This is a genomic window from Cellulomonas sp. WB94 (genome assembly GCF_003115775.1).
GTDB lineage: Bacteria > Actinomycetota > Actinomycetes > Actinomycetales > Cellulomonadaceae > Cellulomonas_A.
Genome location: NZ_QEES01000002.1, coordinates 397247 through 415976, shown reverse-complemented (window position 1 = coordinate 415976; position 18730 = coordinate 397247). Strand labels below are relative to the sequence as shown.

The window sequence follows — 18730 nt, the reverse complement described above, 5'->3', positions numbered from 1 at the left end:
GGCCGCGGTCAGAGACCGACCCACGTGTGAGTGCCGTCCGCGAGCTTCTGCCGCTTCCAGATCGGCACCTCGGTCTTGACCCGTTCGACGAGCTCACGGCACACGTCGAACCCGAGCGCCCGGTGCGCCGTCGCGACGCACGCGACGATCGCGAGGTCGCCGACAGCGAGCGCACCCGTCCGATGGGACACCGCGATGCCGAGCACCTCGGGGTCCGCCGCCAGCTCGGTGCAGATCCGGCGCAGCACCAGCTCTGCGTCCGGGTGGGCGGAGTACTCGAGCGCCGTGACCTGGCCGTCGGCGTCGGGGTCGTGGTCCCGGACCTGCCCGACGAAGGTCGCCACGGCGCCCGCGCGCCGGTCCCCGACGGCTGCGAGGTGGGCTGAGACGTCGAGGTCGGTGTCAGCGATGCGGGCAAGGATGGTCGTCACCACGCCAGGCTACGACGAGGGGACCGACGACGCGGAACCGCTGCCATGATGAGCGCCATGGCTGACGACGCGAGGCATGTGCTCGGACGGCTCGACGCGCCGGTCACGGTGGTCGAGCACGGCGACCTCGAGTGCCCGTACTGCCGGGCGGCGGCCCCCCTCCTGCGCGCGCTGGTCGAGCGTTCCGACGGGCGCGTGCGTCTCGTCTGGAAGCACTTCCCGCTGTTCGAGGTCCACCCCCACGCGCTGACCGCCGCGCTCGCGGCCGAGGCCGCCGGGACCCACGGCCTGTTCTGGGAGATGCACGACCTGCTCTTCGCCCACCAGGACCACCTGGCCGACGCCGACCTCCGCGACTACGCGGTCACGCTCGGCCTCGACCCGGCCCAGGTGGCCGGCGAGGGCGCGCAGGTGTTCGCCGACGTCGTGGAGGCCGACTACACCGAGGGTCTGGCCCACGACGTCCGCGGTACCCCGACGCTGTTCATCGACGGGGTCCGGTACCGCGGACCGGCCGAGCTCGACGCGCTCGTCGCTGCGACGACCGCCGGCTGACCGGGCTCACGTCGCGGGCGCCACCCACGGCCGCGGCGGCAGGGACGGTGGCGGCCCGTCGGACTCGGGCGAGCACAGCGGCAGGCGTTCGCCGAGGATCCGCAGCAGCACCGAGCCGAGCACCGCGGCGACGAGCGACCCGGCGAGCACGCCGATCTTGGCCTGCTCGACCAGGGCGGCGTCGGTGAAGGCGAGGTCCGCGATGAACAGTGAGATCGTGAACCCGATCCCGGCCAGCACGGCGCCGCCGAGCAGGTGCCCGTACCGCACCCGACCGGGCAGGACACCGAGCCCGACACGGATGGCCAGGGTCGACGCGCCGAAGATCCCGATCGTGTTGCCGGCCACCAGTGCGACGGCGACGCCGATCGTCACCGACGAGGACGCGGCCGACCGCAGCGTCTCCGGGTCGAGCCGCACCCCGGCGTTCGCGAGCCCGAACACGGGGACGACGACGTAGGCGCTCCACGGGTGCAGCACGCGCTGCAGACGGTCGCTCGGCGGCACGGCGGCCCGCGCGGCGAGCTCGGTCAGGTGCTCGCGCTCCGCCGACGTGTCGTGCGCGAGCCGCTTCGCGAACCGGACGACGTCCTCGACCTCCTCGCGTCGGGACCGCCGCGACGGGAGGAGCAGCCCGATGAGCACGCCCGCGAGCGTCGGGTGCACGCCGGACGACTGGACCGCGAGCCACAGCGCGACGGCCGCGAGCACGTAGGGCGCGAGCTGCCAGACGCCCAGCCACCGCATCGCCAGGATCGCGACGACGACGAGCCCGGCCAGGGCGAGCGCCACCAGGTCGACGTGCTTCGTGTAGAAGACCGCCATCACGGTGATCGCACCGATGTCGTCGACGATCGCGAGCGTCAGAAGGAACAGGCGGAGGCGGTCGGGGCATGCGGGGCCGAACAGCGCGAGGATCCCGACGAGGAACGCGGTGTCGGTCGACATCACGATGCCCCACCCGTGGGCCGCGTCGGTACCGGCGTTGAAGGCGAGGTAGATCAGTGCCGGGACGAGCAGTCCGCCGAGCGCGCCGAGCGCGGGGACGGCGACGGTGCGCCGGGACCGCAGCTCCCCGCTGGTGACCTCGCGGTTGATCTCGAGCCCGACGACGAGGAAGAAGACGGCCATCGCTGCGTCGTTGACCCAGTGGTGCAGGTCGAGGTCGAGGCCGATCGAGCCCACGTGGAACCCGGCCGTCGTCGACCACAGGGAGGTGTAGGTGTCCGCCCACGGCGAGTTGGCCCACACGAGCGCGAGGACCGTCCCGGCGAGCAGGAACACCGCGCTCCCGGCCTCGTTCGCGAGGAACCGCAGCACCGCGGGGTTGACCGCCGGTAGGCGGACGCGCAGCGGCGGACCGGGTACCGGGGTCGTCACCATCCATGCCTCCGGTCGTGGGGAGCTGCGGAACCCCAACGTCGCAGGTCGGAGCCCCCGTGTGCAACCAGCCGGGCGCCGACGGGCGCGCGAGGCACCGGCGGGGTCAGGCCGGCTTCACGTGCACGGGGACGGTGTGCAGGCCCGTGGCACCATCGGGGATCACGTCGGCGACCTCGTCGGTCTGGGGTCCGTCGGGGTCGATCGCCCGGCACTGCAGCGTGTGGTCGCCAGGGGTCGCGTCCCACGCGAGGGCCCACTGGCGCCAGCTGTCGATGCCGCCGTCCGCCGCCAGGGTCGCGGCCTGCCACAGGCCGTCGTCCACCCGCACCTCCACGCCGACGACCCCTCGGTGCTGCGCCCACGCCGTGCCCGCGACCACGACCCGCCCGGCCGTGACGCTGGGGCCCGAGCGGGGCACCTCGATGCGGGACTCGGTCTTGACCGGGCCGTGGTCCGACCAGCCGCGGTCGGTCCAGTAGGCGGTCGCGTCCGCGAACCGGGTCACCTCGAGGTCGACGACCCACTTCGTCGCCGAGACGTACCCGTACAGCCCGGGGACGACCATGCGCACCGGGAAGCCGTGCTGGACCGGCAGCGGGGCGCCGTTCATGCCGACGGCGAGGAGGGCGTCGCGGGAGTCGGTCAACACCTCGATCGGCGTTGAGGCCGTGAACCCGTCGGCGCTCCTCGACAGGACCATGTCGGCGTCCGGGTGCGGCACGGCGCGGGCGAGCACCTCCCGGACGGGCAGGCCCAACCACTTCGCGTTCCCGACGAGGTTCCCGCCGACCTCGTTCGAGACGCACGCGAGCGTGACCCACGACTCGACGAGGTCGGCTGCGAGCAGCTCGGCGAACGTCAGGGTGACCTCGTGCTCGACGAGCCCGTGCACGCGCAGCGACCACGTGTCGGGGTCGATGTCCGGGAACGTCAGCGCGGTGTCGATCCGGTAGAAGTCGGTGCTCGGGGTGACCCACGGATCGAGGCCCGCGACGGGTGCGCCGTCGAGCGCCGCTCCCACGGCGGCGGGCAGGGACACCTGACGTGCGGCGACAGGCAGGCGCAGGGCGGCGCGGGCTGCGACGACGGTGCGGTGTCCCGCGCCCAGGGCCCGTCCGCCGACTGCGGCGAGCACGCCGCCGAGCGCCACGAGCCCGGTCGTGCGCAGGAACGCGCGCCGGTCGGCGTAGCGGGGGAGAGGCTCGTCGGCGTTGACGTCCGACGGTGCAGCGGTGGGCGCGCGCCGAGGCGCGGGGAGCCGGCGGATCAGCGCGTGCAGCGCGAGGAGCCCGACGACCGCGCCGAGCAGGCTCGGCGCCGGTGCGAGCGACCCGGCGCCTGGGCGCGTCGCCGCGGCGATCGCGGCGACGACCCCGAGCGCGACGACGAGTGCCGCACCGAGCTCCCACCGGCGGCGCGCAAGAACCCCCGCCAGAGCGGCGAGCGCCGCGACGACGATCAGCATCCCGACGGTGAGCGCGAGCTTGTCAGACGTGCCGAACGCCCTGACCGCGGCGTTCTTGAGCCAGGCGGGCGTGGCGTCGATGAATGTCCCGCCGAGGGCGACGAGCGGGTCCGACGCTGGCGACACCACGGCGGCGACGAGCGCGGCCACTCCGAGCGTCAGCGCCCCCGCGGCGACCCCGGCGATGCCGGCCGTCGTCGCGGTCCCGGTGAGCCGTGCGCCTGCGGCAGATCCTGGACGTCGCACCCCTCGAGTATGCGGTCGGCCGGTCCGTCGCGTCGCGTCGGTAGCGTGGGGGCATGAGCACCCTTCCTCGTACAGCTCTGGTCACCGGCGCGGGCCGCGGCATCGGCCGGGGCATCGCGCTCGGCCTGGCCAGCGCCGGATGGTCCGTCGGACTCGTGGGGCGGACCCGCGCGCACCTCGACGCGGCCGCGGCCGACTGCCGTGCGGCCAACCCGTCGATCCGCGTCGCGGTCGCGGACGGCGACCTCGTCGACCCGGAGGCTGTCGCAGCGGCGGTCGCCTCGATCGAGCGTGAGCTCGGCGGCCTGGGCCTGCTCGTCAACAACGCGGGAGTCGTCGAGCGCGCGGAGCTGCCGTTCGCGGCGGACGACGTCGCCGACGCCTGGCGGGTCATCGAGACCAACGTGCGGGGCCCGATGCTCGTCACGCACGCGGTGCTGCCCGGCATGCTCGCGCGCGGCGGGGGGCGGGTCGTCAACCTCAGCTCCGGGTCGGCGCACCGCGCCACGGGCACCAGCACGGGCTACGGGATCAGCAAGGGTGCGCTCTCGCGGTTCACGCGGCTCCTCGACCACCAGTACCGCGCGGCCGGGCTGCGGGTGTTCGACGTGGCCCCCGGGGTGGTCGCGACCGACATGACCGCCGGGATGGTGATGCACGAAGGTCGGACCCAGTGGACCCCGGTCGAGGCAGTCGCCGACCTGGTCGTCGCGGTCGGTGAGGGACGCCTCGATGCACTGTCGGGCCGGTTCATGCGGGCGGGAGCGGACACCCCGGACTCGCTCCTGGCCGCGGCCGACCGGATCGTCGCGGCGGACGCCCGGGTCCTGCGTCTGGTGACCGACGGACCGGACGACCCCGCCGCCTGATCGACCGGTCCGGGGTGCGTCAGAGCGCGGGCGAGCCCAGCGCGGCCGGGACCTGCGCAGCGTGACCGGCCGTTCGCAGCGCAGCCCGCAGGCGCTCACTGGCGGCGTCGAGCTCGGGCCCCGGCACACCATGCCGAGCGTTCGCGAACGTCAGGCTCGCCTCGTCCCAGGCCGGCAGGACGTGCACGTGCAGATGGGGGATCTCGAAGCCCGCGACGAGGACGGCCGCCCGGGGGGCGTCCCATGCGGCCCGCTGCGCGAGCCCGATCGTCTTGGTGACCGAGATGAGGTGCGCGAGGAGGTCGTCGGGGGCGTCGGTCAGCTGCTCGATCTCCGCCCGCGGGACGACGAGGGTGTGGCCGTCGGTGATCGGCTCGATCGTCAGGAACGCGACGACCAGGTCGTCGGCCCACACGAACCGGCCGGGGATCGCGCCGTCGATGATCTTCGTGAAGAGCGTCGTCATGACGCCAACGTAGCGGGGCCGGCGCCCGTCGTGGGGGCCGGCAGGCGGCCGCGGTCGGGCTGACGGCCGCGGTCGAGGCCGTCAGTCGCGGTCGTGGAGCAGGTCGCGCAGCGCGAGGACCGTGCGCCAGTTCCGGCCGGTCCCGGCCTGGCCCGCGGCCCGGGTGAGCACGGCCGGTGTGAGCGTGGAGCGCCCGATGCCGTCCGGGTAGTGCACGTAGGCGTCGGCACCCGCCCAGGCGATCTGCTCGCGGCCGTGCGCGGCCACGTCGGACCCCGGGTCGACGCTCACCGGGGTCGCGTGGAACATGACGATGAGGTGCGCCGGGTCGTCGCGCGCGGCCGCGGGGAACGGGTTCGCGTCGATCACCGCGTCGATCTCGGCCCGCGTGCGCACGACGACGTCGACGTCGAGACCGAGCCGCTCGCGCAGGCCGTCCGCGACCTCGGCGGCCAGGCTCACGTGGACGTCGGTGGCCCGGCTCGTGGTGCCCGGCCCGCCGCCGCCGTCCCGCAGCGTGAGCACCACGTTGCCGCTGTTCAGCAGCGTCGCCACGCGGGTGTGGCCGGCGGCCTCGACGGTCGCCCGGAGCTCGGCCATGGGGACCTTGTGGTTCCCGCCCACGTTGATGCCCCGCAGCAGGGCGACGGCCGATGTCATGGCCTCAGCATGGCGGGTGGGTCCGACGACCGGCACCCCGGGACTCACACCCGGCGATCCCTCGGTGTGCGCAGACCGTTCCCGAGGGGAAACGGGGCGGCGACACCGATCGAAACACGCGGTCCCTAGCGTGGTCGCGAGCCCACCCCTCCCCACCCCGGAGCTGACGATGGACGCGAACGACCCGACCGACCGCCCCGCCCCGCCCGACCTGACGTCGTCCCCGCAGGGGCCGCGTCAGCTTCTCGTGGTCGGCGGCGGCATGGTCGCCCAGCGGCTCGTGGAGGCGTTGCGGGCCCGGGATGCCGCGGGCGCCTGGCGGGTGACGGTCCTCGCGGAGGAGCCGCGCGCGCCGTACGACCGCGTGGCGCTGACGAGCTACTTCTCGGGCCGCCGCGCGAGCGACCTCGCGCTCGGTGACGAGTCGCTGTGGGCCGACCCGCTGGTCCGGCTCGTGCGCGGCGACGCAGCCGTCGGCATCGACCGGGAGAGCCAGACGGTGACCACGGCGAGCGGGCGGTCGTGGCGCTACGACCACCTCGTCCTCGCCACGGGTTCGAGCGCGTCCATGCCGCCCATCCCGGGCAACGACCTGCCCGGCGTGTTCGTGTACCGCACGCTTGACGACGTCGCGGCTCTGCGCGGCTGGGTCGAGGAGCAGGCGCAGCGCTGGGGGCGGCCGGTGCGCGGGGCGGTCATCGGCGGCGGGCTGCTCGGGCTCGAGGCGGCCGGCGCGCTGCAGGCGCTCGGCGCACGGAGCACGGTCATCCAGTTCGGCTCGCACCTCATGTCGGCCCAGGTCGACCTGGGTGGCGGCCAGGCGCTGCGGCGGCTCATCAACCAGCTCGGGGTCGCGGTGCGAGTCGACACCGCGACGACGCACATGCGGCCGAACCGGCAGGGGGCCGTGGGGCGCCTCGAGTTCGCGGACGGGGGACGGCTCGACGTCGACGTCGTCGTCGTCGCGACGGGCGTCACCCCGCGCGACGAGCTCGCCCGGGCGGCCGGCCTGGACGCCGGTCCGCGCGGCGGCGTCGTCGTCGACGACACGTGCCTGAGCGCCGACCCCGCGATCTCGGCGGCGGGCGAGGTCGCGTGCATCCAGGGCGCATGCATCGGTCTCGTCGCCCCGGGCTACGCGATGGCCGAGGTGGTCGTCGACCGGCTCCTCGGCGGTGCGGCGACGTTCCCGGGAGCGGACACCGCGACGAAGCTCAAGCTCGCCGGCGTCGACGTCGCGAGCTTCGGCGACGCGTTCGCGCGGACCCCCGGCGCCCTCGAGATCGTGTGGGCCGACCCGGTGGGCGGCGTCTACAAGAAGCTCGTGCTTTCGGACGACGCCCGGACCCTGCTCGGCGGGGTGCTCGTGGGGGACGCGTCGGAGTACGCGTCGCTGCGGCCCATGCTGGGTCGCGAGCTGCCCGGCGACCCCGCGGCCTACCTCCTGCCCCAGACCTCCGGCGAGGTGCGCCTCGAGCTGCCCGACGACGCGACCGTGTGCTCGTGCAACAACGTCACGGCGGGCACGATCCGCGCGGCCGTCACCGACCACGACTGCACCGACCTGCCGGGCGTCAAGGCCTGCACCAAGGCCGGGACGAGCTGCGGCTCGTGCGTCCCGCTCGTCAAGAAGCTCATGACCGCCGAGCTCGAGAAGGCCGGCGTCACGGTCAGCCGAGCGCTGTGCGAGCACGTCGACATGTCCCGGGCGCAGCTGTACGACGCGGTCCGGGTCACCGGGATCACGTCGTTCAGCGAGGTCATGCGCCGGTTCGGAACCCGCCCCGACGCGCGCGGCTGCGACGTGTGCAAGCCCGTCGTCGCGTCGATCCTCGCGACGACGGCACCCGCCCACGTGCTCGAGGGTGAGCGCGCCACGCTGCAGGACACGAACGACCACGTCATGGCCAACCTGCAGAAGGACGGCTCGTACTCGGTCGTCCCCCGGATCCCGGGCGGCGAGGTCACTCCCGAGGGGCTGCTCGCGATCGGCCAGGTCGCCCTCGACTACGGGTTGTACACGAAGATCACGGGCGGTCAGCGGATCGACATGTTCGGGGCGCGGATCGACCAGCTGCCCGGGATCTGGCGCCGTCTGGTCGACGCGGGCTTCGAGTCGGGCCACGCCTACGGCAAGTCGCTGCGGACCGTGAAGTCGTGCGTCGGCTCGGCATGGTGCCGCTTCGGGGTGCAGGACTCCGCGGCGCTCGCGGTCGAGCTCGAGCTGCGGTACCGCGGCCTGCGCTCGCCCCACAAGATCAAGCTCGGGGTGTCCGGCTGCGCGCGCGAGTGCGCGGAGGCCCGCGGCAAGGACGTCGGCATCATCGCGACCGACAAGGGCTGGAACCTCTACGTGGGAGGCAACGGCGGCTTCACGCCACGTCACGCGCAGCTGCTCGCCGAGGACCTCGACACCGAGACCCTCATCCGCACGGTCGACCGCTTCCTCATGTACTACGTGCGCACGGCCGACCGCCTCCAGCGGACCGCACCCTGGATCGACGACGTCGAGGGCGGGCTCGACGGGGTCCGCGCGGTGGTGCTCGAGGACTCGCTCGGGATCGCGGCGGATCTCGACGCGCAGATGACCCAGCACGTCGACACCTATGAGGACGAGTGGGGCGCGACGCTCGACGACCCCGAGAAGCTGCTGCGCTTCGCGTCCTTCGTCAACGCCCCGACGACCCCCGACCCGTCGCTCGCCTACGTCGAGGAACGCGGGCAGGCCCGCCCGGCCACGGCGGCGGAGCGCGCAGCGCACGACGACGGCACGGGCGGCGCCGTCCTGGTCGCCGGCACGACGCTCGCGGTGCGGTCATGACGGCCCCGGCGGACCTCGCAGCCGCGACGGTCCGGTGGACCGCGGTGTGCACGCTCGATGACCTCGCCCCCGAGCGCGGTGCGGCGGCGCTCGTGGACTCCGAGCAGGTCGCCCTCGTGCGCCTCCTCGACGACCGCGTGCTCGCAGTCCAGCAGCTCGACCCGTTCAGCGGTGCGCACGTCATGTCGCGGGGCATCGTCGGGTCCCGCTCGATCGACGGCGCCGACGTACCGACACTCACCTCGCCGATGTACAAGCAGGTCTTCGACCTCCAGACCGGCCGGTGCCTCGACGGCGCGGGCAAGGCTCCGCTCGACCTGCGGACCTGGCAGGTGGTCGTGACGGACGGCGTCGTGCACGTCGGCGGTGCACGATGACCTCGCTCCTGGGGGTCGATCTGACGGGCCGTCGCGTCGTGGTCGTCGGGGGCGGGCCCGTCGCCGCCCGACGCGTCCAGGCGTTGCTCGTCGACTCCCCGCGCGTCCTCGTCGTCGCGCCGCAGCTGTGCGAGGAGCTCGCGGACCTGGTTCGTGACGGGCTCGTCGAGTGGCGGGCGGGTGAGGTCGCAGCGGACGACCTCGACGGGGCGTGGCTCGTGCAGACGGCGACGGGGGACCGCGCTACAGATGCCGCCGTCGTCGGCTGGGCGTCCGAGCGGCGCATCTTCTGCGTCAACCTCGGCGACGCCGCGTCCGGGACGGCGCGCACCCCCGCGACGACCGTCAGCGGAGACGTCCTCGTCGGGGTCGTGTCGACGGGAGCGGCCGACCCGCGCCGCAGCGCGTCCGTCCGGGACCAGCTCGCCGAGCACCTGCGGGAAGGTCGGGTCGACCTGCGCCGCGGGCGGGCGCGCGTGCCCGGCACGGGAAGCGTCGTCCTCGTCGGCGGTGGACCCGGCGCGGTCGACCTGCTGACCCTGCGCGGGCGACGCGCGCTGGCCGAGGCCGACGTGGTCGTGACGGACCGCCTCGGTCCGACGAGCGTGCTCGCCGAGCTGCCCCGCGATGTGGAGGTCGTCCACGTCGGCAAGACGTCCGGTCACCACCCGGTCCCGCAGGACGAGATCAACCGCATCCTGGTCGAGCGGGCGCAGCGCGGCGAGCGCGTCGTCCGGCTCAAGGGTGGCGACCCGTTCCTCTACGGCCGGGGCGGCGAGGAGGTGCTGGCGTGCCGGGCGGCCGGGGTGCCGGTCGAGGTCGTCGCGGGCGTCAGCAGCGCGTTCGCCGCACCGCTCGCCGCGGGGATCCCGCTGACGCACCGCGGGACGGTCGCAGCCGTCCAGGTGGTGCACGGCCACGAGGCGCTGTCGGGCTCCGCGCTCGCCGGGCTCCGGGAGTCCACCCTCACCCTCGTCGTCCTCATGGGGGTGGGCCTGCTCGCCGAGATGGCCGACGCCGCACTTGCCGCGGGGGTCGACGCCGCGACGCCCGTCGCGATCGTGGAGAACGGGACGATGGCCGCGCAACGCGTCACGCGGGCCCCCCTCGCGCGCATCGCGGCCGTCGCCGCGGCGGTGGGCGTCCGCTCGCCCGCGGTCATCGTGCTCGGCGCCGTCGCGGCCGAAGGTCTGCTCGACGCGCCGGCCGACACGCGCCTGACACATGTTCGCGTCACACTGGCGCCGTGAGCGAACCCATCGACCAGGTCATGGCGGGTTGCGTCGTGCTCGTCACGGCCGACCGTCGGTCCGGCGAGCTCGGCGCCGCCCTGGCCCGCCGAGGTGCCGTGATCCGGTACGCGCCCGCGCTCAGCATGATCCCGAACCAGGACGACGCCGCGCTGCTCGCCGGGACGCGTGCGCTCATCGCCGACCCGCCCGACGTCGTCGTCGTGACGACGGGCATCGGGCTGCGCGGCTGGATCGAGGCGGCCGACGCCGTGGGGCTCGGCGAGCAGCTGACGGCCGCGCTCGCCGCCGCTCGCATCATCGCCCGCGGACCCAAGGCGCGCGGAGCGATCCAGGCGGCGGGGCTCCAGGCCGACTGGGTCGCGGAGTCCGAGACCAGCGCCGAGATCGCTCAGGTCCTGCTCGACGAGGGCGTGCGCGGGCTCAAGATCGCCGTCCAGCACCACGGCGCCGGCGCGGACGGTCTCGACGAGGCGTTCGAGGCCGCGGGCGCGCACGTCCGCAGCCTCGTGGTGTATCGCTGGGGTCCGCCCCCCGACCCGGCGGCGCTCGCCGCGTCGGTCACCGCGACAGCAGCCGGGGAGATCGACGCCGTCGTGTTCACCTCGGCCCCGGGTGCCGCGGCATGGCTCGCTGCGGCCGACGACGCGGGTGTCGCCGAAGCGGTCCGACGCCGGTTCGTCCGCGGCGCGGTCGTCGCCGCGGCCGTCGGACCAGTCACCGCACGCCCGCTCATCGAGCGCGGCATCGTGCCGATCGTGCCCGACCGCGGGCGGCTCGGGTCGCTCGTCCGAACCCTCGTGGCCCACTACGGCGGGCTGCAGACCCTGCAGACGATCGGCGGTGCGCTGCAGGTGCACCGGGGCGCCGCCGTGCTCGACGGGCGCGTGCTGCCACTGTCGCCGTCGGGCCTCGAGGTGCTGCGGCTGCTGGCGGCCGCGCGGGGTGCCGTCGTGCCCCGCTCGGACGTCCTGGCGGTCCTGCCCGGTGTCTCGCAGGACCCGCACGCCGCCGAGGTCGCGATCGCCCGGCTGCGCGAGACCGCGGGTCGCGACCTGATCCGGACCGTGGTCAAGCGCGGCTACCGACTCGAGCTCAAGGAAGCAGGGACTCGATGAGCCCACGTGACCGGGAGGCCGCCACCGTCGAGCGGGACGCCGACGTCGCGACCGCACGAGCCGTCCTCGTGGGTTGCTCGCACGGCACCGACAACCTGGAGGGCCGGGCCGTGATCCGGTCGATCCTCGCGTCGGTCGCCGACGCCCGGCCCGACCTGGTCGTCCGCGAGGCGTTCGTCGACGTCCAGGAGCCCGCCGTGGCCGACGTCGTCGCGAGCGCCGCGGAGCTCGGCCTGACGGCGGTCGTCGTGCCTCTGCTCCTGTCGGTCGGCTTCCACGTGCGTGTCGACATCGCCGCAGCGGTCGAGGACCGGCTCGCGATCGCCGCCCCTCCGCTCGGACCGGACCCCCGTCTCGTCGACGTGCTGGTCGACCGGCTGACCCAGGCGGGCCTGGCGCCCGGCGACTCGGTGGTGCTCGCGGCGGCGGGGTCCACGGACCCCGCGGCGGCGGTCGCGGTCGAGGAGGTCGCCGCGGGGCTGGCCACCCGCCTGGGGCGGCCCGTCACCGTGGGCTACGGCGCCGGCTCCACCCCACGCGTCCCCGAGGCGGTCGCCGCGGCGCGCGCCACCGCCCCCGGACGCGTCGTGGTTGCGTCGTACCTGCTCGCGCCGGGGTTCTTCCACGACCGCGTGCTGGACGCGGGCGCCGACGTGGTCAGCGCTCCGCTCGCACCGGACGACAGGATCGTCGAGATCGTGCTGGACCGGTACGCGTCGGCCGCCGCCGTCCTTGAAGGCAGCGGGGCCCAGACCTAGCCGCTCAGAGGTAGCGCAGCGGGTCGAACTCGGCGAGCGGGATGATCCGCAGGCGCGGGAGCTGCACGTTGAAGGCGTGGACGTCGCCCTCGAGGTCGAACACCTCGAGCCCTCGGTCCGTGAGCTGAGCGAGCGCGCTCGACGTGAACTCGCGGAACGCGAGCAGCCCGACACGTCGGTCTGTACCGAGCAGCGACTCGATCTCCGGCGTGAAGTCGCCGTCGTGGCTCGCGAGCAGGACGTCACCCTGGCGCGCGGCAAGCGCCGTCAGGGTGCGCTTGATGCCGATGTCGACGACCTTCTCGTAGCTCTCGCCCGCGAGGGGGATCGGCTGGTAGCCGATCGCCATGAGCGCCTGCACGAACGACATCGGCATGGTGCCGTTTGAGGCGTTGAGGAAGAACAGCCCCTTGACCGGCTGGTCCCACGTGCGCTGCGCGAAGTCGAGGATGCGTTCCCAGCGCGGTCGCTGCTCGGGCGTCGGGCGGCCGTTGAGGATCGCGGAGCCGAGCGTCGCGTCGATGTTCTCGCCGTCGACCAGGACATACGTGGTGCGGCCGTCCTCGTTCGCCATCCGGTCAGCGTACGGCGTGACAGACCGGCCGAGTCCGTGAACGCGCGACCGTCGGCCGGTGGCGTCACGCCGATCACCTCACCGCGCAGGTTGTCCCGTTGAGGCTGAAGGCGGTCGGGGCGGTGTTGGCGGTCGAGAGCCCGCCACGGAGTAGGACGTTCACACGTCGGGCCAGGCGCAGGGCGACCTTGCCGGCGCCGCGCGCCGCGCGGCGCCGGGGGCTACGGCGCAGCATGCCCTGTCTGTCCCGGTCTGCGTGCCCGGATTCGCGGTGAGATCCCACAATCGTGCTGATTCGCCTCCTGGGGGAGTGGGCTCGGTCACGTCGGCGGGGGGACCTCCGGCCCAAGATATCTTGCACGTCGAAGCGCACGATGGACAACGAGACGCGGTCAGTCGGACCGCGTCTCGTTACGACGAGTCGAGCAGGAGGTGAACCCGATGAAGATCCTGGTCACGGTGGCGTCACGGCACGGTGCGACCAAGGAGATCGGCACGGCGATCGCCGCTGTGCTGTCGGCCGCGGGCCACAGCGTCGACGAGCTCGACCCCACCCTCGTCACGGGGGTCACGGGGTATGACGCCGTCGTGCTCGGCTCGGCCGTGTACACCGCTCACTGGCTCCCTGCCGCCCGCGACTTCGCGGCGCAGTTCGCCGACGACCTCGCACGCCGACCGGTCTGGATCTTCTCCTCGGGCCTGGCCACGCAGCCGTCCGCGCGAGCCAACTCTCCCCACGAGATCCTCGCGCTGCGGGACAATCTGGGCGCTCGCGGCCACCGCAGCTTCGCGGGACGTCTCGACCGCAGCGTCCTCGCGTTCACGGAGCGTTCGATCATCGCCGGTGCTCGGGCCCGCGAGGGCGACCACCGGGACTTCGGTGCGATCTCCGCGTGGGCCGGTCAGATCGCGACCGCACTGGCCGAGATGGTCGTCCGGACGGCCTGACCAGCGCAGTCCAGCTGACCAGCGCAGTCCAGCCGACCAGCTCAGTCCAGCCGACCAGCTCAGTCCAGCCGCGCGGCTACGCGGTCCCACAAGGCTGGGCGGCGCATCTGCCGCAGGGCTTCGGCGACGTCGGACGCGGTCGGGCGGGCCTCGGGCACCATCGTCGTCATCCCACGCAGGAGCGACGACCAGCGCGGGCCGAGACGCTCCGGCACGTCCGGCGTGGCGAGCAGACGAGCCAGTGAGCTCGAGAGCGCGCCTCCCGGGTACGCGCGGACACCCGTGAGGCTCTCGAGCAGGACGAGACCGAGCGAGTAGACGTCCGACGGCGGTCCGAGCGTCTGGGCGAGCGCCTGCTCCGGGCTCAGGTAGCTAGCGGTGCCGCGGGTCCGGTCGCTCAACGTCTCGTCCGCCGCGGCGGTCGGCCCGAGCGCGATCCCGAAGTCGGCGAGCTTGGTTGTGACCGAGGGGCCGGCGATGTGCCCGGACACCACCGGCTCGGCCGACAGGAGGATGTTCGCGGGCTTCACGTCACGGTGCACGATCCCGGCGGCGTGCGCGTGATCGAGCGCCTGCGCGAGCTGCTGGCCGACGTCCGCGGCCTGGCCGGGGTCGAGCGGCCCGCGGTCGAGCATCGTCGCCAGCGTGACCCCCTCGACCAGCTCCATCACGAGGTACGCGAGCGGCTCGCGCGTGGGACCGAGGTCGGCGCCGACGTCGAGCAGCGCCACGAGCCCAGGATGCGCCAGCCCGCCCAGGACTCGCGCCTCGGCCGCGAACCGCCCGATGTCGCGCGGTCGGACGCCGGCCAGGTCGACGACCTTGATCGCGACCGGTCGGGCGAGGCGTTCGTCCATGCCCCGGAAGACCGTGCCGGCCCCGCCTCGACCGATGGGCGAGAGGAGCTGGTAGCGGCGGCCCAGCCACCAGTCGCGCAGGCGTTCGGCGTTCAGGGTGCCCACTGTGCTGCCGACCCCTTCCGAGCGCTCGTCGAGCGGGTGGCCCGTGCCGCGTCCGGTGGGGTGATCGCTCCGGTGGCCCCAGGAAACGCTAAGCCGGGCCGCTCGCTCGCGCATCCCGACGCGAGCTGGGCGGCATGCGACGGATCGTCTCCGACCCGGTCAGCTCGGACGGGCCGCCCAGGGGGCCTCGCCGGTGGGATGATGCTGCCGTGCCCACGACCGTGACCCCGACGTCCGTCGCGCCGTACGACGCGATCCTGCTCTACTCGTTCGGAGGACCCAACGGTCCCGAGGACGTGCTGCCGTTCCTGCGCAACGTGACGCGCGGCAAGAACATCCCCGACGAGCGGCTCGCCGTGGTCGGCGAGCACTACGCCCACTTCGGCGGTCGCAGCCCGATCAACGCGCAGAACCTCGAGCTGCTCGAGGCGCTGCGCGGGGAGCTCGCGCGGCGCGGAGTGAGCGTGCCCGTGGCGTGGGGCAACCGGAACTGGGAGCCGTACACCGCCGATGCGCTGTCCGGTCTTCGTTCCGAGGGTGCCGAGCGGGTCCTGGCGATCGTCACGAGCGCGTACGGCTCCTACTCGGGCTGCCGCCAGTACCGCGAGAACCTCGCGGCGACGCTCGTCGGCCTGGGCGCGACGACGCCCACGGGTGGCGACGGCGGCGCCGGCCTCGTGGTCGACAAGCTCCGGCACTACCTCAACCACCCCGGGTTCGTGCGGGCGAACGCGGACGCGGTCGTGGAGGCGTACACGACGCTCGCGGAGCGCACGGGCTGCTCGCCCGCCGAGGCGGCTGCGGCGCCCCTCGTCTTCGTCACGCACTCGATCCCGACGACCATGAACGACGCGTCCGGTGCGCAGCGTCCCCGCTACCTCGACCAGCACCTCGATGTCGGGGCGCTCGTCGCGGCGCAGGTCGGCGAGAGGCTCGGGCACCCGGTGGAGTGGACGCTCGCGTTCTGCTCACGCTCGGGCCCGCCGAGCCAGCCGTGGCTCGAGCCCGACGTCAACGACCTGCTCGCCGAGCGCGCCGCGGCCGGGATGCGGTCCGTGGTCCTCGCCCCGATCGGGTTCGTCTCCGACCACATGGAGGTTGCGTTCGACCTCGACACCGAGGCGCTCGAGACCGCTCGCGAGCTCGGGGTCGAGGCCGTCCGCGCCGGCACCGCGGGGACCCGGGCACCGTTCGTCGAGGGGCTCGTCGACATGGTGCTCGAGCGCGCCGCCGCCGAGCGGGGCGAGGACGCGGTGCGCGCGACGGTCGGCGCGTTCGACGCCTGGCCCGACGTGTGCCGTCCCGGTTGCTGCCGACTACGCGACGGAGTCGACAGCGGCGTGCCCGCCGCGTGCGGCTCGGACGAACCGGCGTCGCAGGCCGACCCGGCCGCACCGGTCCCGCCGGCGGCTCATGCCGTATCGCACGACGACACCTCGACGACAGGAGCGCGACGATGAGCACGCACACAGGACCCGCCGAGCACGGCACCCCCCGCGGGCCGGCCGAGGCGCACGAGCACGGCGGTGCCCCCGAGGCGGTCAACGCCGCGATCCGCTACGCGATGTTCTCGGTGTTCGCGCTCGAGGAGGCGCTGCCTGAGGACGACGACGAGCGCGCGCAGCTCGTCTCGACCGCCGAGTCCGCGGTGCGTGACGGCGTCCCCGGCCGGCCGGCAGGCGACCTGGTCGTGCGCGGGTGGTACGACGTCTCGGGCCTGCGTGCGGACTCGGACCTCATGGTGTGGTGGCACGGCGACAGCATCGAGGCGGTCCAGGGCGCCTACCAGCGTCTGCGCGCGAGCGAGCTCGGCCGGCACCTGCTGCCCGTGTGGTCGGTCGTCGCGCTGCACCGGCCCGCGGAGTTCAACCGGTCCCACATCCCGGCGTTCCTGGCCGGTGAGGACCCCGGTTCCTACCTCTGCGTCTACCCGTTCGTGCGCTCCTACGAGTGGTACCTGCTGCCGGACGCCGAACGGCGCGACCTCCTCGTCGAGCACGGTCAGGCCGCCAAGGACTTCGCCGACGTCCGCGCCAACACCCTCGCGGCGTTCGCGCTCGGCGACTACGAGTGGATCCTCGCGTTCGAGGCGGAGCAGCTCGACCGGATCGTCGACCTCATGCGCGAGCTGCGCGCCACGCAGGCGCGGCGTCACGTGCGCGTCGAGGTGCCGTTCTACACGGGCCCCCGCGTCAGCCTCACCGAGTGGGCCGACCGGCAGCCGCGCGACGCCTGACCCGACGGCGCCCGGGAGCGGTCGCCCCTGGGCGCGGGTCGGCGCGCGTGCCATGATCGGGCCATGAGGCGTCTCGCGGGGTCGACGTGGCGGTTCGACGACGTCGACGGGGTGCCTGTCGCCCCCGTCCCCGACCGCGCGAGGCCCGAGCTCACGTTCGAGGACGACGGCCAGGTGTACGGCACCGGTGGGATCAACCGGTTCCGCTCCACCTACACGCTCGACGGCGACCGGCTCACGTTCGGCCCGCTCGCGACTACCCAGATGGCGGGGATCCCCGACCACGAGGCCCGCGAGCGCGCCGTCCTCGAGCTGCTGGGTGGCGCGCCCACCATCCGGGTCGACGGTGACGTGCTGGTGCTCGTCGACGCCGCCGGCCACGCGTCACGGCTGACGCGCGTGCGGGCGGAACCCGTCAGCTGAGACCACCGCCGTCGGCTGAGACCGCACCGTCAGCCGAGACGGCACCGTCAGCTGAGACCGCCGCCGTCCAGACGACCGGCGCCGAGCCCGGGCCAGACGTCAGCGAGCGCCTCCAGGGTGTGCACCCGCGTGGCCACGTCGAACGCCGTGGCTGTCACCAGCAGCTCGTCGGCGCCTGTCCGACGCACGAGGTCGCCGAGCTCGGCGGCCGCGAGCTCGGCGGTCGTGGCGATCTGCGTCCCGGGCATCCGGGCGAAGAAGTCCCGCGCGGCGTCCGGGTCGAGCTCGGCGAGGATCCGGGCCGCCTCGTCGGGGCTCACGATCGGGCCGAGCGGGCGGGCCGTCCGCAGGCTCAGCGCCATGACGCGGCTAGGCCCGGCGAGGTGGAAGGCCTCGGCGGCGGTGTCCGCGACGATGACCGACGACGAGACCATGACGTACGGCTCCGAGCGAACCGCTGACGGTCGGAACGCCGACCGGTAGGCGGCGACCGCCTCGCCGGTGTGGCCCGTCGAGAAGTGGTGCGCGTAGCTGTACGGCAGGCCGAGCTCTCCCGCGAGCTGTGCGCTGAACAGGCTCGACCCGAGCAGCCACGCCTGCGGGGTCGAGGTCTGGTGGGGCGTCGCGAGCAGGCGCCGCGCGCGGACCGACGGTGCCCGGCCCCCGGGGGTCTGGCCGAGCAGCGCGAGCACGTCGAGGAGCTCGGCGGGGAAGTCCTCCGCGCCGAGACCCTCGACGGTCCGGCGCAGCGCAGCGGCCGTGGCGGGGTCCGCGCCGGGTGCCCGGCCGATGCCGAGGTCGCTGCGCCCCGGGTGCAGGGCCTCGAGCATCGCGAACTGCTCGGCGACGACGAGCGCCGGATGGTTCGGGAGCATGACGCCCCCGGACCCGACCCGGATGCGTCGGGTCGCGGCGGCGAGATGGGCGATCAGGACGCCGGGAGAGGTCGACGCCACGGCCGGCATGGCGTGGTGCTCGGCGACCCAGAACCGGGAGTAGCCGAGCTCGTCGGCCGCCCGTGCGAGCTGGGTCGTGGCGAGGAGCGCATCTCGGCTCGTCGCGGCCGCCGAGACCGGCGAGGTGTCGAGGACGCCCACCGGGATCGTCCGCGCCGCGCCCGGAAGCGCTGCGCCGGTCGCGGGATCTGCACTCTCGGCGGCTTCGGTGGAGGGCACGGCTGAGGTCGGT

The 18730-nt window shown here is 74.1% G+C and carries 19 protein-coding genes; 11 read left to right on the top strand and 8 right to left on the bottom strand.

Features of this window, described 5'->3' with window-relative positions:
* Positions 1-8: 8 nt before the first annotated feature.
* Positions 9-431 carry a molybdenum cofactor biosynthesis protein MoaE gene (locus DDP54_RS03070; RefSeq protein ID WP_242448189.1) on the bottom strand — a complete coding sequence of 141 codons (423 nt, stop codon included), beginning with the start codon at positions 429-431 and terminating at the stop codon, positions 9-11.
* A 57-nt stretch (positions 432-488) separates the two neighbouring features.
* Between DDP54_RS03070 and DDP54_RS03065 the strand changes: the two genes are divergently transcribed.
* Entirely contained in the window at positions 489-986 is a 498-nt protein-coding gene (locus DDP54_RS03065) for a thioredoxin domain-containing protein (RefSeq protein WP_242448188.1), read from the top strand.
* 6 nt (positions 987-992) lie between these two features.
* On the opposite strand, the gene nhaA is transcribed toward DDP54_RS03065, so the two are convergent.
* Positions 993-2366 carry a Na+/H+ antiporter NhaA gene (nhaA, locus tag DDP54_RS03060; RefSeq protein WP_109132311.1) on the bottom strand — a complete coding sequence of 458 codons (1374 nt, stop codon included), beginning with the start codon at positions 2364-2366 and terminating at the stop codon, positions 993-995.
* Positions 2367-2472: 106 nt separating this feature from the next.
* Positions 2473-4080 carry a molybdopterin-dependent oxidoreductase gene (locus DDP54_RS03055; RefSeq protein WP_109130506.1) on the bottom strand — a complete coding sequence of 536 codons (1608 nt, stop codon included), beginning with the start codon at positions 4078-4080 and terminating at the stop codon, positions 2473-2475.
* 53 nt (positions 4081-4133) lie between these two features.
* Here DDP54_RS03055 and DDP54_RS03050 point away from each other — a divergent pair, with 53 nt between their 5' ends.
* A complete protein-coding gene (locus DDP54_RS03050) occupies positions 4134-4949 on the top strand; it encodes an SDR family oxidoreductase (RefSeq protein WP_109130505.1) in 816 nt (271 codons plus the stop codon).
* Between the two features lie 19 nt (positions 4950-4968).
* Here the strand turns inward: DDP54_RS03050 and DDP54_RS03045 are convergent, their stop codons facing one another.
* Complete coding sequence (locus DDP54_RS03045; protein WP_109130504.1) at positions 4969-5415, bottom strand: HIT family protein; 447 nt, start codon at positions 5413-5415, stop codon at positions 4969-4971.
* An 81-nt stretch (positions 5416-5496) separates the two neighbouring features.
* Positions 5497-6075 (bottom strand): DUF1697 domain-containing protein, encoded by a 579-nt coding sequence (locus tag DDP54_RS03040; protein ID WP_109130503.1) that lies wholly within the window; start codon positions 6073-6075, stop codon positions 5497-5499.
* A 169-nt stretch (positions 6076-6244) separates the two neighbouring features.
* On the opposite strand from DDP54_RS03040, the gene nirB reads away from it, so the two are divergent.
* From nirB to DDP54_RS03015, 5 genes are read left to right on the top strand one after another with little or no spacing between them, the layout of a single operon-like run.
* Positions 6245-8896 (top strand): nitrite reductase large subunit NirB, encoded by a 2652-nt coding sequence (gene nirB / locus DDP54_RS03035; protein WP_109130502.1) that lies wholly within the window; start codon positions 6245-6247, stop codon positions 8894-8896.
* The gene (gene nirD, locus DDP54_RS03030) at positions 8893-9273 is read left to right on the top strand and encodes a nitrite reductase small subunit NirD (RefSeq protein WP_109130501.1); all 381 of its coding nucleotides are present in this window, start codon (positions 8893-8895) and stop codon (positions 9271-9273) included. The genes nirB and nirD overlap by 4 nt, the downstream gene beginning before the upstream one ends.
* On the top strand, positions 9270-10523 hold the full coding sequence (gene cobA, locus DDP54_RS03025) for a uroporphyrinogen-III C-methyltransferase (protein ID WP_109130500.1): 1254 nt from the start codon (positions 9270-9272) through the stop codon (positions 10521-10523). Before nirD ends, cobA begins: the two co-directional genes overlap by 4 nt.
* Before the next feature lie 20 nt (positions 10524-10543).
* Entirely contained in the window at positions 10544-11641 is a 1098-nt protein-coding gene (locus tag DDP54_RS03020; protein ID WP_109132310.1) for a uroporphyrinogen-III synthase, read from the top strand.
* Positions 11638-12399, top strand: coding sequence for a CbiX/SirB N-terminal domain-containing protein (locus tag DDP54_RS03015; RefSeq protein ID WP_109130499.1), 762 nt, complete (start codon positions 11638-11640; stop codon positions 12397-12399). The genes DDP54_RS03020 and DDP54_RS03015 overlap by 4 nt, the downstream gene beginning before the upstream one ends.
* A gap of 4 nt (positions 12400-12403) precedes the next feature.
* Here DDP54_RS03015 and DDP54_RS03010 read toward each other — a convergent pair whose 3' ends face one another.
* Positions 12404-12973: an NYN domain-containing protein gene (locus DDP54_RS03010; RefSeq protein WP_109130498.1), complete on the bottom strand. Its 570-nt coding sequence runs from the start codon at positions 12971-12973 to the stop codon at positions 12404-12406.
* Between the two features lie 441 nt (positions 12974-13414).
* On the opposite strand from DDP54_RS03010, the gene DDP54_RS03005 reads away from it, so the two are divergent.
* Positions 13415-13921, top strand: coding sequence for a flavodoxin domain-containing protein (locus tag DDP54_RS03005; protein ID WP_109132309.1), 507 nt, complete (start codon positions 13415-13417; stop codon positions 13919-13921).
* Between the two features lie 59 nt (positions 13922-13980).
* Here the strand turns inward: DDP54_RS03005 and DDP54_RS03000 are convergent, their stop codons facing one another.
* Positions 13981-14883, bottom strand: a complete 903-nt coding sequence (locus DDP54_RS03000; RefSeq protein WP_242448187.1) for a serine/threonine-protein kinase — start codon at positions 14881-14883, stop codon at positions 13981-13983.
* Positions 14884-15092: 209 nt separating this feature from the next.
* Here DDP54_RS03000 and DDP54_RS02995 point away from each other — a divergent pair, with 209 nt between their 5' ends.
* The 3 genes from DDP54_RS02995 to DDP54_RS02985 all read left to right on the top strand — a co-directional run bounded on the left by DDP54_RS02995 (position 15093) and on the right by DDP54_RS02985 (position 17542).
* Positions 15093-16343 carry a ferrochelatase gene (locus tag DDP54_RS02995; RefSeq protein WP_242448186.1) on the top strand — a complete coding sequence of 417 codons (1251 nt, stop codon included), beginning with the start codon at positions 15093-15095 and terminating at the stop codon, positions 16341-16343.
* Entirely contained in the window at positions 16340-17119 is a 780-nt protein-coding gene (gene hemQ, locus DDP54_RS02990) for a hydrogen peroxide-dependent heme synthase (protein ID WP_109130495.1), read from the top strand. Before DDP54_RS02995 ends, hemQ begins: the two co-directional genes overlap by 4 nt.
* 63 nt (positions 17120-17182) lie before the next feature.
* Entirely contained in the window at positions 17183-17542 is a 360-nt protein-coding gene (locus tag DDP54_RS02985; protein ID WP_109130494.1) for an META domain-containing protein, read from the top strand.
* Positions 17543-17589: 47 nt separating this feature from the next.
* Here the strand turns inward: DDP54_RS02985 and DDP54_RS02980 are convergent, their stop codons facing one another.
* Positions 17590-18717: an LLM class flavin-dependent oxidoreductase gene (locus DDP54_RS02980; protein WP_242448185.1), complete on the bottom strand. Its 1128-nt coding sequence runs from the start codon at positions 18715-18717 to the stop codon at positions 17590-17592.
* Positions 18718-18730: the final 13 nt, after the last annotated feature.